We start from the raw sequence: 18,122 nt of genomic DNA, 5'->3' as shown, positions 1-18,122 counted from the left end.
ACGGAACCACGAACGGCCTGGAGGCGCGGTGCCAGCTGGCACCGCGCCTCCAGGCCGCCGTGGGTGTGGGTCCTAGGACAGCTTCTTGCTGTCCTCGAGCCACCCCGCGAGCTTGGTCATGTAGTCGGCCTGCGACGCGTAGTCGAGGGCCGGGAACGTCCAGCTGTGGACCTGGCCCGCCTCGAGTGCGGCGTTGTCGGCGAAGGTCGGCTGCTTCTCCAGATCGGCGACCTGGTAGCCCTGCTGCGACAGCAGCAGCACGTCACCGGTGATCTGGCCGGCGTTCTCCCACGAGTAGATGCCCCAGTAGAAGCCCTCGGGCTTCGGGTTGACGAAGTCGACCCCGTACGACGCGTACATCTGCAGCGACGGCTCGTCGGTCGGGCGGGTGACGTAGGCGCCGTCACCGTCGGCGTACATCGAGACGACCGACAGGTCCTTCTCCTTCGAGACCTTCTCGAGCTCGTCGGCCGCGGTGTCGAAGCGCTCCTCGGCGGCGTCGACCGTCGACTCCTTCGCGCCGAGGGACTCGGACAGTTCCGCGATCTTCTCGATGACGTCCTCGCCCTTGCCGCCCCACTTCACCTGGACGACGGGCGCGATGGCCTCGATCTGCTTCTCCTGCGCCGTGTCCTTGAAGCCGTAGCCGGGCTGCTTCGTGTCGAGCGTGCCCTTGGCGTCGGTCGGGTAGACCGAGGTGACGACGAGGTCGGGCTTGAGCGCGGCGAGCTGCTCGAGGTCGATGTCGCCGTAGGCGGTGCCGAGCTGCGTGATGCCGTCGGTGTCCAGGCCCTCGAAGCGGGCGTCCTTCGCCATCGTCAGCTGCCCGAAGGTGCCGACGGGCTTCAGGCCGTACTCGATGAACGACAGGGCGATGTCGTTCAGCACGACGACACGCTTCGGCGTGTGGTCGACCTTCACGGTGGCGCCCGTGGCGTCCTCGTAGGACCACGCCTTCGACGCGGCGGTGCCGCCGTCGGAGTCGGAGTCGTTCGAGTTGCCGGTGCTCGAGCAGCCGGTCAGGAGGAGTGCCGAGACGGTCACGGAGGTCAGGAGGGCGGCGCGCAGGTGGCCACGTCGGGAGGTCTTCACGTTAGGAGAGGCTAACCTAAGTTCGCGGCACTCGCCAGCACGTCTTCGGTTTTCGTCGAGACCGTGTGCTCGGTCGGGGCACTCGGGACCGTGTGCTCGGTCGGGGCACTCTGGACGGGGTCGTGCTCGTCCGCCTCGGGCACGATCATCGGTGCACCGGTCACCGGGTCGGGGAACACCCGGGCGTGCAGGCCGAACGCGTGCTCGAGCAGTGCCGGGGTGAGGACGTCGTGGGGTGTGCCGTCGGCGACGACCCCGCCGTCGTGCAGCACCACGAGCCGGTCCGAGTACCGCGCCGCGAGCGACAGGTCGTGCAGCACCATCACGATCGTCGAACCCTGCTCGCGGTTCAGCCGCCGGACGAGCCGCAGCACCTCGAGCTGGTGCGCGAGGTCCAGGTAGGTCGTCGGCTCGTCGAGCAGGAGTGTCTGGGCCTGCTGCGCAACGACCATGGCGATCCAGGCGCGCTGACGCTGCCCGCCGGACAGGCTCGTGACGTCGCGGTGCGCGACCTCGGTCAGACCGGTGGCGGCGATGGCCGCTTCGGCGACGGCCGCGTCCTCGGCGGTCCACGGCTTCGCCCACGACTGGTGCGGGTTCCGGCCGCGCATCACCAGGTCGAGCACGCTGGTGCCCGCGGGGGCGACGGGGGACTGCGGCAGGATCGCGAGCTTGCGGGCCACCTGGCGGTTCGGCTCCCTGCGGATCGGGGTGCCGTCGAGCAGGACCTCGCCGGCCTGCGGCTTGAGCACGCGGCCGAACGCCTTGAGCAGCGTCGACTTGCCGCAGCCGTTCGCACCGAGGAACGTCGTGACGGTGCCGCGTTCGATGCGCAGGTCCAGGTCCCGCAGCACGGGCTGGCGGTCGTAGCCGACGGACAGGCCCGTGGCTTCGAGGACGGGGGTGTCGTGCTGGTGCTGGTTCTGGTGCTGGTGCTGGTGCTGGTGCTGGTGCTGGTTCTGGTGCTCGTGCTCGTGCTGGTTCTGGTGCGGTGCTGTCATCGGGACATCTCCTTGCGGTGACGGACGAGGAGCCAGATCAGGTACGGCGCCCCGATCACGGTGGTGATGATGCCGACCGGCACCTGCCACGGGAACGCGGAACGGGACAGCAGGTCGGCGGCGAGCACGAGCACGGCGCCGAGGGCACCGGCGAGCAGCAGCGGCGGCCGGTTCGTGCCGGCGAGCCGGAGCCCGACCTGCGGCACGACGAACGCGACGAAGCCGACCGGCCCCGCGGCGGCCACGGCGGCGGCGGTCAGCACGACCGCGAGCGCGATGACGAGCAGCCGGTGCCGCTGGACGCCGAGTCCGACGCCCGTCGCGACCTCGTCGCCGAGCTGCCCGATGCCGAGCGCCGCACTCGTCGCCAGTGCGATCGGCACCGCGACGGCGGCCACCACGAGCAGCGGCCAGACGCTCTCCCACGAGGTGCTCGACAGGCTGCCGACGAGCCACTGCGACGCCGCGGTGGCGACGGTGATCTTCGCGCGGACGAGCAGGTAGCTGGTCACGGCGTCGAGCGTCGCGCTCACGCCGATGCCGACCAGCACGAGCCGGTAGCTCTGCACGCCGCCGCGCCAGCCCAGGCCGTACACCAGGACCGCAGCGACCAGGGCGCCGATCGTGGCAGCCACCGGGATCCCGCCACCGAGCAGCAGGGACGAGACCGAGTACGTCCCGCCGCCGAGGACGATGGCCGCGACCGCACCGACGCTCGCGCCCGCGGTGACACCGATGATGTCCGGGGTCCCGAGGGGGTTTCGGGTGAAGGTCTGGGTGAGCGCGCCGGCGACCCCGAGTGTCAGGCCGACGAGAGCCCCGGTGAGCACGCGGGGCAGCCGCAGGGTGGTGATGATGAAGGCGTCCGGCCCGGACTCCAGGCCGAGCAGGGACCGGATGACGACCCCGGGAGCGATCCATGTGGAGCCGAACGCCGTCCCGATCACGATGAGCACCAGGACGGTGGCGAGCGAGGCGACGGTGTACCAGAACACCCGCGGGCGCCAGGCGAGGCCGACGGGGCCGATGCGGATGCCGGCGCGGCCGGGGGCGTGGGCGGCGGGGGCGGGCGTGCCCGGCGTGGTGGTCTCGGGCGTGCTGCCGGGCGTGCTGCCGGGCGTGCTCCCGGTGCTGCGCACCGCTGCCCCGCTCACAGCGACACCAGCGATCGGCGACGGGCCACGGCGACGAACACGGGGCCACCGATGACGGCGAGCACGATGCCGACCTCGACCTCGGAGAACCCGCCGATCAGGCGACCGATGACGTCGGCGAGCAGCACGAGGGCGGCGCCGACCAGGCCGGAGACCGGCAGGGTCCAGCGGTGTCCTGTGCCGACGAGCGCGCGGGCGACGTGCGGCACGGTCAGGCCGACGAAGCCGATCGGGCCGGCAGCAGCGGTCGCCCCGGCGGCGAGCAGCGTGATCCCGCCCAGGCCGACGAGCCGGGCGACGAGCACGTTCTCGCCGAGCCCCTTCGCCAGCTCGGACCCGAGCCCGAGGGCGTCGAGGGCGCGGACGTTCAGCACCGCGAGCACGAGCCCGGCGGCCAGGAACGGCCATACCGCCCCGAGGATGTCGAGCTGGCGTGCGGCGAGCGATCCGACGACCCAGAGCCGGTACGCGTCGAGCGAGGCCTGGTCGGTCAGCACGACGAAGGAGGTCAGGGCCGCGAGGAGCGCCGAGACCGCGGCCCCGGCGAGGGCGAGCGGCACCGGACTGGCCGTGCCGCTGCCGGCGATGGTCACCGAGAAGACGACGACGCTGGCGACCAGGGCCCCGACCAGGGCGAACCAGACGGTCGCGCTCGTGCTCGTCACCCCGAACACGTAGACGCCGAGCACCACCGCGAGCCCCGCTCCCGACGAGACGCCGAACAGGCCTGGGTCGGCGAGCGGGTTGCGGGTGTGTCCCTGCATGAGCAGCCCGGCGATGCCGAGAGCCGCACCGACCGCAGCACCGATCAGCGTGCGCGGGATGCGGGAGCCCCAGACGATCGCCTCGTCGGTGCTCGACCCGGAGCGTGTGAGCCCCGCCCACACCTCGGCGACACCGATGCGGTTGCTGCCGAGCAGCATGCTGGCCACGGCGACGAGCACCAGGGCGACGACGAGTCCGACGATCACCGCGGTGCGCCGCCGCATCGCGGTCCGGTGGACGCCGACGGCGCGCGACGCATCGCCGTCTCGGGCGCTGGACGCGACGGGTTCGGGGGCCTCCGGACCGGAAGCCAGAACGGGATTGGGGGCTGGCACGGAAGTCATCTTAGGTTAGCCTTGCCTCATGGCGAAGACCCCGCGGCTCCTGCCGACGAACCCCCGGCTCTTCCGCGCCCGTGTCCTCCGGACCCAGCGGGTGACCCCCTCGATGCAGCGCGTCACCGTCACCGGGGACGACCTGCACGAGTTCGGTTACCTCGGCTTCGACCACTGGTTCCGCCTGTTCGTCCGACGCCCCGACCAGGACGCCTTCCGGATGCCCGACCTGGACGGCAAGAAGTGGTGGCCGACGTTCCTCGGCATCCCCGAGGACATCCGCCCCCACTGCGCGAACTACACCGTCGCCGCGTACCGCCTGCTCGCCGACGGCACCGCCGAGCTCGACATCGACTTCGTCGTGCACCTGGACCACCGCGGCGAGCTCGAGGGCCGCGCCGCGATCTGGGCATGCGCCGCACGTCCCGGCGAGGAGCTCGCGATGCTCGACCAGGGCTGCATCTTCGATGTCCCCGCCGGCACCAGCGAGGTCGTCGTCGCCGCCGAGGAGACCGGCCTACCCGGCGTCGTCGGCATCGCCGCCTCGTTGCCGCGTGACACCGTCGGCCGCATCATCCAAGAGGTCCCGACCGCCGCCGACATCCGCGACCTCGACGCCCCCGCCGGCGTGCAGGTGACCTGGATCGTCCGGCAGCCGGGCACCGTCCCGGGCAGTGGCGCCCTCGCCGAGCTGCAGCGGCACGTGCCGTCCGACGACCAGGGTTACGCGTTCGTCGTGGGGGAGTCGCGACTCGCAACGGAGGGCCGCCGCCACCTGCACCGTGCGGGCCTGCCCAAGTCGCGCATCACGTTCTCCGGGTTCTGGAAGCACGATACGAAGGTCTCCGTCCCCGCCTGACCCGCGCGGTGCCTGGTGCTTTCGCGCGTACCGCCCCCGGAACTTCCGCCCCGGTACGCCCGTTTTGCCCAGGTATGCCCGCTTCGGCCAGGTACGCCCGGTCCTTCCCCTAGCGCGCGTGGTGCCTGGTGCTTCCGGGCGTACCGCTACAGAACTTCTGCCCAGGTACGCCCGTTCTGCCCAGGTATGCCCGGTTCCGCCAGGTATGCCCGCTTCGGCCCGGTACGCCCGGTCCTTCCCCTGGCGGGCGCGATGCCTGGTGCTTTCGGGCGTACCGCCACAAAACTTCCGCCCAGGTATACCCGATTCCGCCAGGTATGCCCGACTCCGCCAGGTACGCCCGATCCTTCCCCCGGCGCCCGCGATGCCTGGTGCTTCCGGGCGTACCGCTCCAGAACTTCCGCCCAGGTACGCCCGAAAGCACCAGGTGCGCCGCGCACGCGACGCGACCCACGGACGGACGGGAGGCCCGGTGCCAGCTGGCACCGGGCCTCCCGTCCGTGGTGGGGTGGCGTCAGCCCTTGAGGCCCGAGCCCGTCACGCCCTCCACGATCTGCCGCTGGAAGATCAGGTAGAGGATGATCAGCGGCAGCGCCGCGAGGATCGCACCGGCCTGGATGTCGGCGTAGCGCTGACCGAAGCTGCCCTGGACCGTGGCGAGCCCGACCGGGATCGTCATGAGGTCCGGGTTGGACAGCACGAACAGCGGCAGCAGCAGGTTGTTCCACACCCCGACGAAGGTCAGGATCGTCACGGCCGCGATCACCGGACGCGACAGCGGCAGGATGACCGACCAGTAGACCTTCCAGATGCCGGCGCCGTCGATGCGCGCCGCCTCTTCCAGCTCCTTCGGGATGCCGTCGAAGAACTGCTTGAAGATGAACACCGCGATCACGGCTGGCACCTGCGGGAAGATCACCGACCAGTAGGTGTTGAGCAGGCCGACCGCGTTGAGCTCCTGGAAGATCGGGATGATCAGCACCTGCGTCGGGATCATGATCCCGAGGATGATGAGCAGGAACGCGATGTTGCGGCCGCGGAACACCAGTCGCGACAGCGCGAACGCCGCCATCGACGCGAACAGCACGGTGAGTGCCGCCGTGACGACGCTCGTGATGGCGCTGGCGAGGTACCAGTTCCAGATGTCGCCCGCCTGGAACAGCGACGAGTAGGAGTGCAGCGTCGGGTTCCAGTTCGACAGGATCGCGTTCGCGCCGAGGGCGGCGACGCCGTTTTCCGACAGCGACGTCTTCAGGGCGAACACGCTCGGGATGAGCCAGATGATCGCGAAGATCGTCAGGACGATCCCCGACGCGATCGTGAAGCCACGACCGCTGACGCCGATCTTCGCGGCGCTCGTGGGAGCGGCCGAGGAGACGCCGGTGCGGAGTTTGCGGCCGGTGGTGGTGATGCTCTCGGTGGCGGTCATGTCAGGCCCCGATCTCTCGCTTGGCGGCAGCGCGCTCGACGAGCTGCCGGATGACCGCGATCGCCACGATCACGATGAACAGGAGGACCGACGCGGCCGATGCGGCACCGAGTCGGTTGTCGGTGAAGCCGACGCCGGTGATGAGCTGCAGCGAGACCTGGGTCGAGATGCCCGGCCCGCCGTTCGTCATCAGGTAGACCTGGTCGAAGATCTTCAGGCTCGCGATGATCTGCAGCAGGACGACCAGCGTCGTGGTGCGGCCGAGCAGGGGGAGCGTGATCGACTTGATCTGCTGCCAGTTCGACGCACCGTCGACGGCGGCGGCCTCGTACAGTTCACGCGGGATCTCCTGCAGGCCGGCCAGGTAGAGCACGAAGTTGAAGCCGAGGGTCCACCACACGGTGGCGATCGCGACACCGATCATGGCGGTGTTCGGGCTCGACAGCATGCCGGAGCCGGGCGTCATGCCGATCGCCGACTGCAGGCTCGCCCACAGACCGGTGCTCGGCGTGAAGATGAACACCCAGATCAGCGAGATCGTCGCCGACGGCAGGATGAACGGCAGGAAGAACGCCAGGCGGAAGAACCACTGCCCGCGGTTCATCCGGTTCGTCAGCACGGCGAACACGAACGCCAGGATGACGAGCGGCGGGGTCGTGTACAGCGTGAACTGCAGCGTGTGCCAGAGCGACGACCAGAAGTCGCTGCGCCCGAGCATCTCGGCGTAGTTCGCGAACCCGGCGAAGCTGCCGAGTCCGGTGCGGACGGTCGAGGTGTTGAAGAAGCTCGTGACGATCATCCAGATCGTCGGGCCGAGCAGGAAGGCCACGTAGAACAGGCCGAACGGGGCGAGGAACAGCCAGCCGCTGCGGCCCTGGCCGCGGTTGACGCTGGAGCCGTAGGAGCGGTTCCGGCGGAGACGCGGCGCGGTGGCCGCGTCGGTCGGCCGGTCGAGGACAGGTGCTGTGGTCACGTCATCGTGCCTTTCGCGCGGTGTTCACGGCGATCGCGGTGGTCGTCTGCCCGGAGTGGTCCTGCCGGGCGGTCGCGTGCCGGGTCACAGGGGGCTCGGGGTGTTGAGGTAGGTCGCGAGCTGCGACTTGATGGCGCGCAGTGCCTGCGCGGGGGACGAGCTGCCCTGCTGCACGAGGGCGAGCTGAGCGCCCACCGTGCCCTCGAACGTCGAGCCGGATCCGCCGTACCAGGCGGCGTCGTCGAACACGGCGGTCTCGGCTGCGGCCGCGTAGTTCGACTGCGGCGTGAGCTTCTTGTACGCGGAGCTGTCGAACGTCGGGATGTAGGCCGGCACGTGCCCACCCTCGGCCCAGGTCAGGCTCTGCTCGAGCATCTGCTTGATGAAGAGCATGTGCTGCTTGCGCTGCTCCGGCGTGCGGGCCTTCTTGGGCAGGACGAACGTGTGCGAGTCCGCCTGGGTCGCCGGCTTGTCGTAGAGCTGCGGGATCGGCGCCATGCCGAAGTTCAGGCCCTTGATCGACTGCGCGGTGCTGATCTCCCACTCGCCCTGCATGAAGAAGCCGGCCTTGCCGTCGAACATGAGCGACTGCGCGGTGGCGTAGTCGAGGGCCTTGTTCAGCCAGCCCTCCTTCACCCACTTCTGGGTGCGGCTCGTGACCTCGTTGTAGGCGTCCTCGTTGACGGTGAGCTTCGAGCCGCCGTCGCTGATGAACGGGGTGGCGTCCTTCAGCTGGTTGTACATCGTCCAGAAGAAGCGCCACGGGGTTGCCGTCTCCGGCACCACGTTCGCGACGTTGAGCGCCGTGCCGCCGGTGACCTTGGCCACCGCGGCGAGGGCCTTCTCGAAGTTGTCCATGCCGTTGAGGTCGACGAGGTTGCCGTCACCGTCGATCAGGCCGGCCTTCTTGCAGACGTCGACGTTGTAGAACAGGACGAAGGGGTGGGTGTCGAGCGGGACCGCGATGTTGTTGCCGTCGGTCTTCTGCGCCGCCCAGGCCTTCTGGTTGAAGTCGGCGGCGCTCAGGCCGACGCTCGCCAGGTCGTCGGAGGTGATCGGGTCGAGCAGGTCACCGTCCCAGAGCGGCTTCGCGCGGGTCAGGTGCGCGACCGCGACGTCCGGCGGCTTGTTCCCGACGGTCGCCAGTGTCAGCTTCGAGTAGTACGGGTTGCCCCACGCGAACGTGGTGCCCTGCAGCGCGCTCGAACCGCCGTGCTGCTTCGCGTAGCCGTCCTCCATGGCCTGCATGCGGACGCCGTCGCCGCCGCCGAACAGGTTCCAGAAGACGAGCGTCTCGGGGTTGAGGGCGCTGCCGGCGAGACCGGCGGCGAGGGGGCTGGAACAGGCGGCGAGCGGCAGGACCGTCGCGGCCGCTGCACCGGCGGCGAGGAAGCCCCGGCGCGACAGGCGCGACGCGGGTGTTGCGGGTGGGATCGGCATGGCATCACTCCATCGGGATGGGCCGGGCTCGGGAACAGGGTCGGTGCTCCCGCCGGAGCATCGCTGCTCCGGACCCGGAGCACTGCTGCTCCGGACGCGGAACGACCTTCCGGTGCTCCGTGAGCGCTCACATTAGCGCTCGCTCCCGGCATCCGCCACCCCTTTCGCGACGGCGCGGAACCCGGTAGCGTTTCCGGCAGGTGAGCGCTCACTTTCGTGACGGCCCGCTTCGGTTCCCGAAGTGTCCTCCGCCCAGCACGCCACCCTGCTCACCGCACGAACCGCACTGCCACGATCGAAGGAGATCCATGCCCCGCACACACCTCGTCCTCGACGCCGCGTTCACCGTGGGGCCGGTGCGACGTCGCCTGTTCGGCGGGTTCGTCGAGCACCTCGGCCGCCACGTCTACGACGGCATCCACGAGCCCACCCACGAGACCGCCGACGAGCACGGCTTCCGCGGGGACGTCGTCGAACTCGTCAAGGAACTCGGCGTCTCCGCGATCCGCTACCCCGGTGGCAACTTCGTCTCCGGCTACAAGTGGGAGGACGGCGTCGGCCCCGTCGAGCAGCGCCCCCGCCGCCTCGACCTCGCCTGGCACTCGACCGAGACGAACGAGGTCGGCCTGCACGAGTTCCAGCACTGGCTCGACCAGGTCGGTTCGGAGCTCATGCTCGCCGTGAACCTCGGGACCCGCGGCACGCAAGAGGCCATCGAGCTCCTGGAGTACGCCAACATCGACGCCGGCACCGCACTGTCCGAGTACCGTCGTTCGAACGGTCGCCAGGAACCCTTCGCCATCAAGATGTGGTGCCTCGGCAACGAGATGGACGGCCCGTGGCAGCTCGGCCACAAGAACGCCGACGACTACGGCAAGCTCGCCGCCATGACCGCCAAGGCCATGCGCCAGATCCAGCCCGACCTCGAGCTCGTCGCCTGCGGTTCCTCCGGCGCATCGATGCCGACGTTCGGCGAGTGGGAGCGCACCGTCCTCGAGCACACCTACGACGACGTGGACTACATCTCCGCGCACGCCTACTACGAGGAGGACGACGACCTGCCGTCGTTCCTCGCCTCGGGCGTCAACATGGACCACTTCATCAAGACGGTCACCACGGCCGCCGACCACGTCCAGGCGCAGAAGAAGTCCGACAAGCGCATCGACATCTCGTTCGACGAGTGGAACGTCTGGTCGATCAAGAAGTGGGAAGCGAAGGCCAAGACCTTCACGCTCGACGAGTGGCCGGTCGCCCCGCGTCTGCTCGAGGACGTCTACACCGTCGCCGACGCCGTCGTCGTGGGTGGCCTGCTCATCTCGCTGCTCCGCCACGCCGACCGTGTCGCTTCGGCCTCGCTCGCCCAGCTCGTCAACGTGATCGGCCCGATCATGACCGAGCCCGGTGGCCCGGCCTGGCGCCAGACGACGTTCTTCCCGTTCTCGGTCACCTCGCGCCTGGCGCAGGGCACCTCGCTGCAGGTCAAGGCCTCCGGTGACACGGTCGACGGCGGCAAGCACGGTGAGGTCCCGGTCGTGGACTCCGCCGCCACCGTCTCCGAGGACGGCAAGGCCGCGGTCTTCCTGGTCAACCGCCACCCGTCCGAGCCGACCACGGTGACGATCGACCTCGCCGGCATCGGTGCGACGGGCGACGTCCACGCCGAGGGCGTCTGGGACGACGACCTGCACGCCGTGAACGACCTGGAGAACACCTCGCGCGTGGGACTCCGCACGAACGAGTCGGTCCGCCGCGAGGGCGACACGGTCACGATCGAGCTCCCGCCGGTCTCCTGGACCGCCGTCTCGATCGGCTGACAAGACGCCTCGGCGCACGCCACGGCGGGCGTCGAGTGAGCACAGAGGACGTCGGGCGCTCGCGCCCGACGTCCTCTGCTCGTTGCGCGGGTGCGGCGGGCGCGAGTTCACGGGGTGGGCGACACCTCACGGGGTGACGGGCGCGTGGACTGTCGCTGGGCCCGAAACGTGGCCCGCGCGGCGGCCGGGAGGCCCGTGGTGGCCTGGCACCGGGCCTCCCGGCCGGCGTGCGGTCGCGGCCACGGGCCGAATCTCGTCTGGGCGGACGGGATGCGGCACGCGCACGGCACAGTCTGTCCGCGTGGCCGAGTCTCGGCGCGGCCGTCAGCGCGCCGGCGGCGCCGCCGTGCTCGCGCGCTCGACGAGCCGCACCGGCACCAGGTCGGCCGCCACGCTGACCCGTTCGCCGTCGATCTGGGCGAGCAGGTTCGCCACCGCTCGGCGGCCGACCTCGTCGAAGGACTGGTGCACGGTGGTCAGCGGCGGCCAGAACGAGTCGGACTCGGGGGAGTCGTCGAACCCCACCACGCTGAGCGACGACGGCACCGGGCGACCGGACTCGTGTGCGGCGCGCAGGACCCCGAGGGCGGTCTGGTCGTTCGCGGCGAACACCGCGGTGATCTCCGCCCGTGCGGCGATCTCGAGCCCGGCCTCGTACCCGTGCTCGGTCGTCCAGCCGCCGCGGAACACCGGGGGCACCTGGCGTCCGGCGCGTTCGAGGGTGTCCTGCCATGCGGCGAGGCGACGGGCTGCCGAGTACGACGACTCCGGGCCGGCGACGTGCCAGACGGTCTCGTGCCCCAGGTCGAGCAGGTGCTGCGTGGCCTGCCGGGCGCCGTCGGCCTGGTCGGTGTCGATCGCGGGGTGGTCGGTGCTGCCCGTGGAATCGATGATGACCATGGGCACGCCGTCGGGCAGCACGACCTCGGCGGTGTCGATGATGTGCGACTCGATGATGATCACGACGCCGTCGACGGCCTGTTCGTGCAGGCGCGAGAAGGCCGACCGGACACCGGCCTCGGTACGCGAGGCCATGGGCAGCAGGGTGATCGTGAAGTCGGCGACGCCGGCGGCGTCGGCGATCGCCTCGAGCGTGCGCATGTTGCCGAAGGAAGCGAGCGTGAACATGATCACGCCGATGGTGCGGAAGCGGCCGGAGCGCAGGGCGCGGGCGGCACGGTTGGGCCGGTAGCCGAGGGACTCCATCGCGCGCTGGACGCGGTCGCGGGTCTCCGGGCTGACGTTGTCGAAGCCCCGGGCGACGCGCGAGACCGTCTGCATCGACACCCCGGCGGCGTCGGCCACGGCGGCCATCGAGGGTGCGCGGCGGGTGCCGGCGGGGGACTCCATCGTCACGCTGGCGCTCCTTCCGGATCGAGGTGGCCGAGCGGTCGGCCTCCCCGGACGCTAGCGCATGTTGACGTTGCCATGCTATCGTCGCGTCGTTCGATGTTGACGTCAACATCGGTGACCGCCCGGACACCCTGATCCGGCCCGGGCCGAGCCGCCGACATCGACCACCCGAACGCAGCAGACGAAGGAGTCACATGAGCACGCTCGCAGCGCGCCCCGGTGAGGCAGCACCGCGCCCCACCGCCGAGCGCCCCGCCGGCCGCCGCCCAAAGCCGCGGGGACGGTTCACCGGATGGCTGTTCGTCGGCCCGTTCGTCGTCGTCCTGGTCCTGATGCTCATCGTGCCGATCGGCTACGCGCTCTGGCTCAGCCTGTTCCGCGACCAGCTCATCGGCGGCAACCAGTTCGTCTGGTTCGCCAACTACGTGCAGCTCTTCCAGGACGCCAAGTTCTGGTCCGGGTTCGGTCGGGTCGCGATCTTCCTGGTCGTCCAGGTGCCGATCATGCTCGGCCTCGCGCTCGTCGCCGCCCTGGCCCTGGACAGCGCCCGACTGTGGGGGACGAGCTTCTTCCGCATCGCGGTGTTCCTGCCCTACGCCGTCCCCGGGGTCGTCGCGGCTCTGATCTGGGGCTTCATCTACGGCAACCAGTTCGGTCTGACGGGCGCCGCGAACGACGCGCTCGGCATCGACCTGCTGCAGCCGTTCAGCCCGAGCTGGGTCCTGACGTCGATCGGCAACGTGGTCACGTGGGAGTTCCTCGGCTACAACATGCTGATCTTCTACGCCGCACTCCGCACCGTCCCCGGTGAGCTGTACGAGGCGGCCGAGCTCGACGGTGCCGGCCCGATGCGCACGGTCTTCTCGATCAAGCTCCCGGCGCTCCGCGGCCCGATGGTCATCGCCACGATCTTCTCGATCATCGGCAGCTTCCAGCTCTTCAACGAGCCGAACCTGCTCAAGACGCTCGCCCCGAACGTCATCGGCAGCGCCTTCACCCCGAACATGTACGCCTACTCGCTGTCCTTCAGCGGACAGCAGTTCAACTACTCCGCCACGGTCGCGATCGTGATGGGCGTGATCACCGCGGTGATCGCCTACGTCGTCCAGGTCCGCGGCACCCGCGAGGAGAACCGATGAGCACCATCCAGCACCCCGCCGGGCCCGCAGCGGCCACGGTGACCGAGGCGACCACGACGCAACGTGCGCCGCGCACCCGCTCGATCCGGGCCTCCAGGAAGGCGGAGCAGCACGTCGACGGACGCAAGCCGAAGCGTTCCGGCCTGCTCACCGCGGTCATGGTCGTCTTCGTCGTGTACTCGTTCGCGCCGCTGTTCTACCTGCTCGTGAACAGCACGAAGACGCAGGCGTCGCTGCTCTCCACGTTCGGTCTGTGGTTCGGCGGGGACTTCAACCTCTGGCAGAACATCGTCGACACGCTGACGTACAACGACGGCATCTTCCTGCAGTGGTTCGGCAACACGCTGCTCTACGTCGTCGTCGGTGCCGGCGGGGCCACCCTGCTCGCCACCGTCGCGGGCTACGGCATGGCGAAGTTCCAGTTCCCCGGTCGCCGCGCGGTCTTCGCCGTCGTCCTCGGCGCCATCGCGGTCCCCGGCACGGCCCTGGCGGTCCCGACCTTCCTGCTCTTCTCGCAGGTCGGCCTGACCAACACCCCGTGGGCGATCATCCTGCCCTCGCTGATCAGCCCGTTCGGCATGTACCTGATCTGGACGTACGCGGTCGACGCGATCCCGGCAGAACTGCTCGAGGCCGCCCGCATGGACGGCGCCGGTGAGTTCCGGATCTTCTTCACCATCGCGCTCCGCCTGCTCGCGCCCGGTGTCGTCACCGTCCTGCTGTTCGCGGTCGTCGCCACCTGGAACAACTACTTCCTGCCGCTCATCATGCTGAGCGACCCGAAGTGGTACCCGCTGACGGTCGGCCTGAACCAGTGGAACGCGCAGGCCACCGGGTCCGGCGCGCAGCCGATCTACAACCTCGTCGTCACGGGATCGCTCCTCACGATCATCCCGATCGTGGTCGCGTTCCTCTTCCTCCAGCGCTTCTGGCAGTCCGGCCTCGCGGCCGGGTCGGTCAAGGCCTGACCCCTCGGACACCAGGCTCGTGGCGACCCCGCCACGCGCCGGCCGGTCCGGCACACAGCAGCACCACCCCCTCCACGAAGAAGTGAAAGGCACTCCCATGAACAAGCGTCTCCGGCGCGGGCTCAGCGCCCTCGCCATCGGCGTCACCGCCGCGATCGCCCTCGCCGCGTGCGCCTCCGGCGGCTCCGGCTCCGGCGGTTCGGCCGACGACATCGACAAGGCCCTGAAGGACGGCGGCACGCTGACCTACTGGTCGTGGACCCCGTCGGCCAAGGCCCAGGTCGCGGCGTTCGAGAAGCAGTACCCCAAGGTGAAGGTCAAGCTCGTCAACGCGGGCACCGGCGCCGACCAGTACACGAAGCTGCAGAACACGATCAAGGCCGGCTCGGGCGCCCCCGACGTCGCCCAGGTCGAGTACTACGCCCTGCCGCAGTTCGCGCTGTCCGAGTCGCTGCTCGACCTGTCGAGCTACGGCTTCGACTCGCTCGAGAAGGACTTCGCGAAGAGCACCTGGAGTTCGGTGTCGATCGACGGCAAGGTCTACGGCCTGCCGCAGGACTCCGGCCCCATGGCGCTGTTCTACAACGAGAAGGTCTTCGACAAGCACGACATCGCCGTGCCGAAGACGTGGGACGAGTACGTCGCCGCTGCCAAGAAGCTGCACGAGGCCGACCCGAAGGCCTACATCGCGGCGGACTCCGGCGACGCCGGCTTCACCACCAGCATGATCGCCCAGGCCGGCGGCACCCCCTTCGCCACCGACGGTGACAAGGTGACCATCAACCTGCAGGACGAGGGCACCAAGAAGTGGACGAGCACCTGGAACGAGCTCGTCGAGCAGGGCCTGCTGTCGAAGACGGTGGGCTGGACCGATGACTGGTACAAGCAGCTCGGCAACGGTGAGATCGCCACGCTGATCACCGGCGCCTGGATGCCCGGCAACCTGGAGTCCGGCGTCGCCCAGGCCTCGGGTGACTGGCGCGTCGCCCCGATGCCGACCTACGACGGCGGCACCGCCCAGACCGCGAACAACGGCGGCAGCGCCCAGGTCGTCATGAAGCAGTCGAAGAACCCGGCCCTCGCCGCGGGCTTCCTCAAGTGGCTGAACTCGTCGAAGGAGTCCACGAAGGTCTTCATGGAGTCCGGCGGCTTCCCGTCGACCACCGCGGACCTCGAGTCGTCGGCGTTCCTCGACGAGAAGCCGGAGTACTTCGGCGGCCAGCAGATCAACAAGGTGCTCGTCGACGCGTCGAAGTCCTCGGACAACGACTTCACCTACCTGCCGTACCAGGTGTACGCGAACAGCGTCTACGCCGACACCGTCGGTCAGGCGTACGAGAACGGCACCTCGCTCGACGCCGGCCTCGAGGCCTGGCAGAAGGCCCTCGCCAAGTACGGCAAGGACCAGGGCTTCACGGTCTCGTCGAAGTAGTTCGAGGTATCCCCGCGGGGCCGTGCGGACACGTCCGCACGGCCCCGCTCCACGCCCGGCACCCCCGGCAACGAAAGAGTCACACCATGCGCTTCGCCATCGGCGACACCGACTTCCTGCTCGACGGCGAGCCGCACCGGGTCCTGTCCGGCGCGATCCACTACTTCCGCGTGCACCCCGACCTGTGGGCCGACCGGATCCGCAAGGCGAAGCTGATGGGCCTCAACACCATCGAGACCTACGTCGCCTGGAACGCACACGCGCCGTCGCCCGGGGTGTTCGACCTGTCGGGTGGCCTGGACCTCGGTCGCTTCCTCGACCTCGTGGCCGCCGAGGGCATGCACGCCATCGTCCGCCCCGGCCCCTACATCTGCGCCGAGTGGACGAACGGTGGTCTGCCGTACTGGTTGTTCGCGGACGGCACCGTGGGCGTCCGGCGCAACGAGCCCGGGTTCCTCGCAGCGGTCGAGACGTACCTGCAGCACCTGGCCCCCGTGCTGGTCCCGCGGCAGATCGACCAGGGCGGGCCCATCGTCCTGGTGCAGGTCGAGAACGAGTACGGCGCCTACGGCTCCGACCCCGAGTACCTGCGCGCACTCGAGCAGATGCACCGCGACATCGGGCTGACCGTCGCCTTCACGAGCGTCGACCAGCCGATGGGCACCATGCTCGAGGACGGCTCCCTGCCCTCGCTGCACAAGACCGGTTCGTTCGGCTCACGCTCCGCCGCCCGGCTCGAGCGCCTGCGGCAGGCCCAGCCCACCGGGCCCCTGATGTGCTCGGAGTTCTGGGATGGCTGGTTCGACAGCTGGGGCGAGCACCACCACACCACGCCGGCGTCCGCCAGTGCCGAGGACCTCGACGTCCTGCTCGCCGCCGGCGGCTCGGTGAACATCTACATGTTCCACGGCGGCACGAACTTCGGCTTCACGAACGGCGCGAACGACAAGGGCGTCTACCGCCCGATCGCGACGTCGTACGACTACGACGCCCCGCTCGACGAGGCCGGCCGGCCGACCGAGAAGTTCCACGCGTTCCGCTCGGTGATCGCGCGGTACGCGCCCGTCCCGCCGCTGCCCGCGACGATGGAGCCGGGTGGATCGGGTCGACTCGCGTCCGATGCGGCGGACGGAGTCGGTCTGGAGGCCCGGGTCACCCCCGCCACGGACCTCGCCGTCCGCCTGGACCGCGTGGCGTCGCTCCGCTCCCTGCTGCCCGCCCTCACGGCGTGGTCCGCGCACGACGAGCCGCCGACCTTCGACTCCCTCGGGGCCGCGAGCGGCTTCGTCGCGTACCGCGCCGAGGTCGACCTGCCCGCCGGAGGGGTGCTGACCGTCGGCACCGAGGTGCGCGACCGAGCGATCGTGTCGGCCGACGGTGTCGTCGTCGGGGTCCTGGAGCGTGAGCACCACGACCGCGCGATCGCCCTGCCGCCGGTGACCGGCACGCTCGAACTCCTCGTCGAGGACCAGGGCCGCGTCGACTACGGCGTCCGCATCGGCGAGCCGAAGGGCCTGATCGGCGGCGTCTCGATCGACGGCGCACGGGTGGCCCGGTGGACGGCATCGCCGCTCGCCCTCGATCCGATCGCCCCCGCTGCGATGACCGCGCTGTCCGAGGTCGCTCCGACCGGTGGCGAGGTGCTCGCCGGACCGACGTTCGCGGCTGGCTCGTTCGACCTCGACACCGTGGACGATCGGTACCTGTCGCTCGACGGGTTCCGGAAGGGTGTCGCCTGGGTCAACGGGTTCTGCCTCGGTCGGTACTGGTCGCGAGGCCCGCAGCAGACCCTGGCGATCCCGGGGCCGGTGCTCCGCCACGGTCGCAACGAGCTCGTCGTGCTCGAACTGCACGCCGCCGCTTCCCGCACAGCGTGCCTGCTCGTCGAGCCCGACCTGGGCCACACCGAGGCTTAGTCGCGCGCCTGGTCGAACCGGGCGTACCTGGTCGAATCGGGCGTACCCGGTCGGAAGTTTCGACCAGGTACGCCCGATTCTGCTCTCCATCGCGGGCGTTATGGGAGGGATCAGTCGGCGTCGAGGGCGTCCAGGTCGGCGAGGGCGCGCTCGGCGTCGGCGATCCGGTCGGCCTCGGGGCGGGACCACCACTCGGGGCCGCGTTCGCCCAGCCCGTGCTTCGCCAAGCCGTTCCGGTGCCGTGCCGCCGCCAGGGCCTCGTCGTTGCCCGCGCGCTTCGCGGTCTTCACCGCGTTCCGCCCGCGCCCCAGGTGGGAGCGGAGTGCGGCGGCGAGTTCCTCGGGCAGGGCGGGGTCGGTGCGGCGCCAGCGTCGGCCGTCCACGACGAAGAAGTGGTCGTCGGGTTCGGCGGTCATGGTCCGAGTCTGCACCGTCGGTGGTGCCGGGTAGAC

The 18,122-nt window shown here is 70.0% G+C and carries 15 protein-coding genes; 6 read left to right on the top strand and 9 right to left on the bottom strand.

All coding sequences use genetic code 11. The annotated features are described in order from the left end of the window. Positions 1 to 72 precede the first annotated feature (72 nt). The 4 genes from DEI85_RS13245 to DEI85_RS13230 are packed head-to-tail and all read right to left on the bottom strand — an operon-like array spanning position 73 to position 4,347. Positions 73 to 1,092 carry an ABC transporter substrate-binding protein gene (locus DEI85_RS13245; RefSeq protein WP_111122948.1) on the bottom strand — a complete coding sequence of 340 codons (1,020 nt, stop codon included), beginning with the start codon at positions 1,090 to 1,092 and terminating at the stop codon, positions 73 to 75. Between the two features lie 11 nt (positions 1,093 to 1,103). After that, the gene (locus DEI85_RS13240) at positions 1,104 to 2,093 is read right to left on the bottom strand and encodes an ABC transporter ATP-binding protein (protein ID WP_111122949.1); all 990 of its coding nucleotides are present in this window, start codon (positions 2,091 to 2,093) and stop codon (positions 1,104 to 1,106) included. Continuing rightward, the gene (locus tag DEI85_RS13235; RefSeq protein WP_111122965.1) at positions 2,090 to 3,232 is read right to left on the bottom strand and encodes a FecCD family ABC transporter permease; all 1,143 of its coding nucleotides are present in this window, start codon (positions 3,230 to 3,232) and stop codon (positions 2,090 to 2,092) included. The genes DEI85_RS13240 and DEI85_RS13235 overlap by 4 nt, the downstream gene beginning before the upstream one ends. An 11-nt stretch (positions 3,233 to 3,243) precedes the next feature. Next, positions 3,244 to 4,347, bottom strand: coding sequence for a FecCD family ABC transporter permease (locus tag DEI85_RS13230; protein WP_258369991.1), 1,104 nt, complete (start codon positions 4,345 to 4,347; stop codon positions 3,244 to 3,246). 28 nt (positions 4,348 to 4,375) lie between these two features. On the opposite strand from DEI85_RS13230, the gene DEI85_RS13225 reads away from it, so the two are divergent. Beyond that, on the top strand, positions 4,376 to 5,206 hold the full coding sequence (locus tag DEI85_RS13225) for a siderophore-interacting protein (RefSeq protein WP_110862598.1): 831 nt from the start codon (positions 4,376 to 4,378) through the stop codon (positions 5,204 to 5,206). Positions 5,207 to 5,720: 514 nt separating this feature from the next. Here the strand turns inward: DEI85_RS13225 and DEI85_RS13220 are convergent. The 3 genes from DEI85_RS13220 to DEI85_RS13210 all read right to left on the bottom strand — a co-directional run bounded on the left by DEI85_RS13220 (position 5,721) and on the right by DEI85_RS13210 (position 9,048). Next, a complete protein-coding gene (locus tag DEI85_RS13220) occupies positions 5,721 to 6,635 on the bottom strand; it encodes a carbohydrate ABC transporter permease (protein WP_110862597.1) in 915 nt (304 codons plus the stop codon). A gap of 1 nt (position 6,636) precedes the next feature. After that, positions 6,637 to 7,608, bottom strand: a complete 972-nt coding sequence (locus DEI85_RS13215) for a carbohydrate ABC transporter permease (protein WP_110862596.1) — start codon at positions 7,606 to 7,608, stop codon at positions 6,637 to 6,639. A gap of 84 nt (positions 7,609 to 7,692) precedes the next feature. Next, a complete protein-coding gene (locus DEI85_RS13210; protein ID WP_111122950.1) occupies positions 7,693 to 9,048 on the bottom strand; it encodes an extracellular solute-binding protein in 1,356 nt (451 codons plus the stop codon). 308 nt (positions 9,049 to 9,356) lie between these two features. Between DEI85_RS13210 and arfA the strand changes: the two genes are divergently transcribed. After that, complete coding sequence (gene arfA, locus DEI85_RS13205; protein WP_111091189.1) at positions 9,357 to 10,862, top strand: arabinosylfuranosidase ArfA; 1,506 nt, start codon at positions 9,357 to 9,359, stop codon at positions 10,860 to 10,862. 324 nt (positions 10,863 to 11,186) lie between these two features. On the opposite strand, the gene DEI85_RS13200 is transcribed toward arfA, so the two are convergent. Next, positions 11,187 to 12,212 (bottom strand): LacI family DNA-binding transcriptional regulator, encoded by a 1,026-nt coding sequence (locus tag DEI85_RS13200; RefSeq protein WP_181435612.1) that lies wholly within the window; start codon positions 12,210 to 12,212, stop codon positions 11,187 to 11,189. A 197-nt stretch (positions 12,213 to 12,409) separates the two neighbouring features. On the opposite strand from DEI85_RS13200, the gene DEI85_RS13195 reads away from it, so the two are divergent. From DEI85_RS13195 to DEI85_RS13180, 4 genes are all read left to right on the top strand, one after another. Next, complete coding sequence (locus DEI85_RS13195; protein ID WP_027466150.1) at positions 12,410 to 13,354, top strand: carbohydrate ABC transporter permease; 945 nt, start codon at positions 12,410 to 12,412, stop codon at positions 13,352 to 13,354. Further along, positions 13,351 to 14,322 carry a carbohydrate ABC transporter permease gene (locus tag DEI85_RS13190; protein WP_220032968.1) on the top strand — a complete coding sequence of 324 codons (972 nt, stop codon included), beginning with the start codon at positions 13,351 to 13,353 and terminating at the stop codon, positions 14,320 to 14,322. The genes DEI85_RS13195 and DEI85_RS13190 overlap by 4 nt, the downstream gene beginning before the upstream one ends. Positions 14,323 to 14,419: 97 nt before the next feature. Beyond that, on the top strand, positions 14,420 to 15,754 hold the full coding sequence (locus DEI85_RS13185; protein WP_181420171.1) for an ABC transporter substrate-binding protein: 1,335 nt from the start codon (positions 14,420 to 14,422) through the stop codon (positions 15,752 to 15,754). Between the two features lie 86 nt (positions 15,755 to 15,840). Next, complete coding sequence (locus tag DEI85_RS13180; RefSeq protein WP_111122952.1) at positions 15,841 to 17,670, top strand: glycoside hydrolase family 35 protein; 1,830 nt, start codon at positions 15,841 to 15,843, stop codon at positions 17,668 to 17,670. Between the two features lie 110 nt (positions 17,671 to 17,780). Here DEI85_RS13180 and DEI85_RS13175 read toward each other — a convergent pair whose 3' ends face one another. Further along, on the bottom strand, positions 17,781 to 18,086 hold the full coding sequence (locus tag DEI85_RS13175) for a biopolymer transporter Tol (RefSeq protein WP_111122953.1): 306 nt from the start codon (positions 18,084 to 18,086) through the stop codon (positions 17,781 to 17,783). Positions 18,087 to 18,122: the final 36 nt, after the last annotated feature.

This window comes from Curtobacterium sp. MCBD17_026 (assembly GCF_003234895.2).
Classification (GTDB): Bacteria; Actinomycetota; Actinomycetes; order Actinomycetales; family Microbacteriaceae; genus Curtobacterium; species Curtobacterium flaccumfaciens.
Note: the sequence above shows the minus strand (reverse complement) of the source record. Positions and strands in the feature narration are given on the sequence as shown.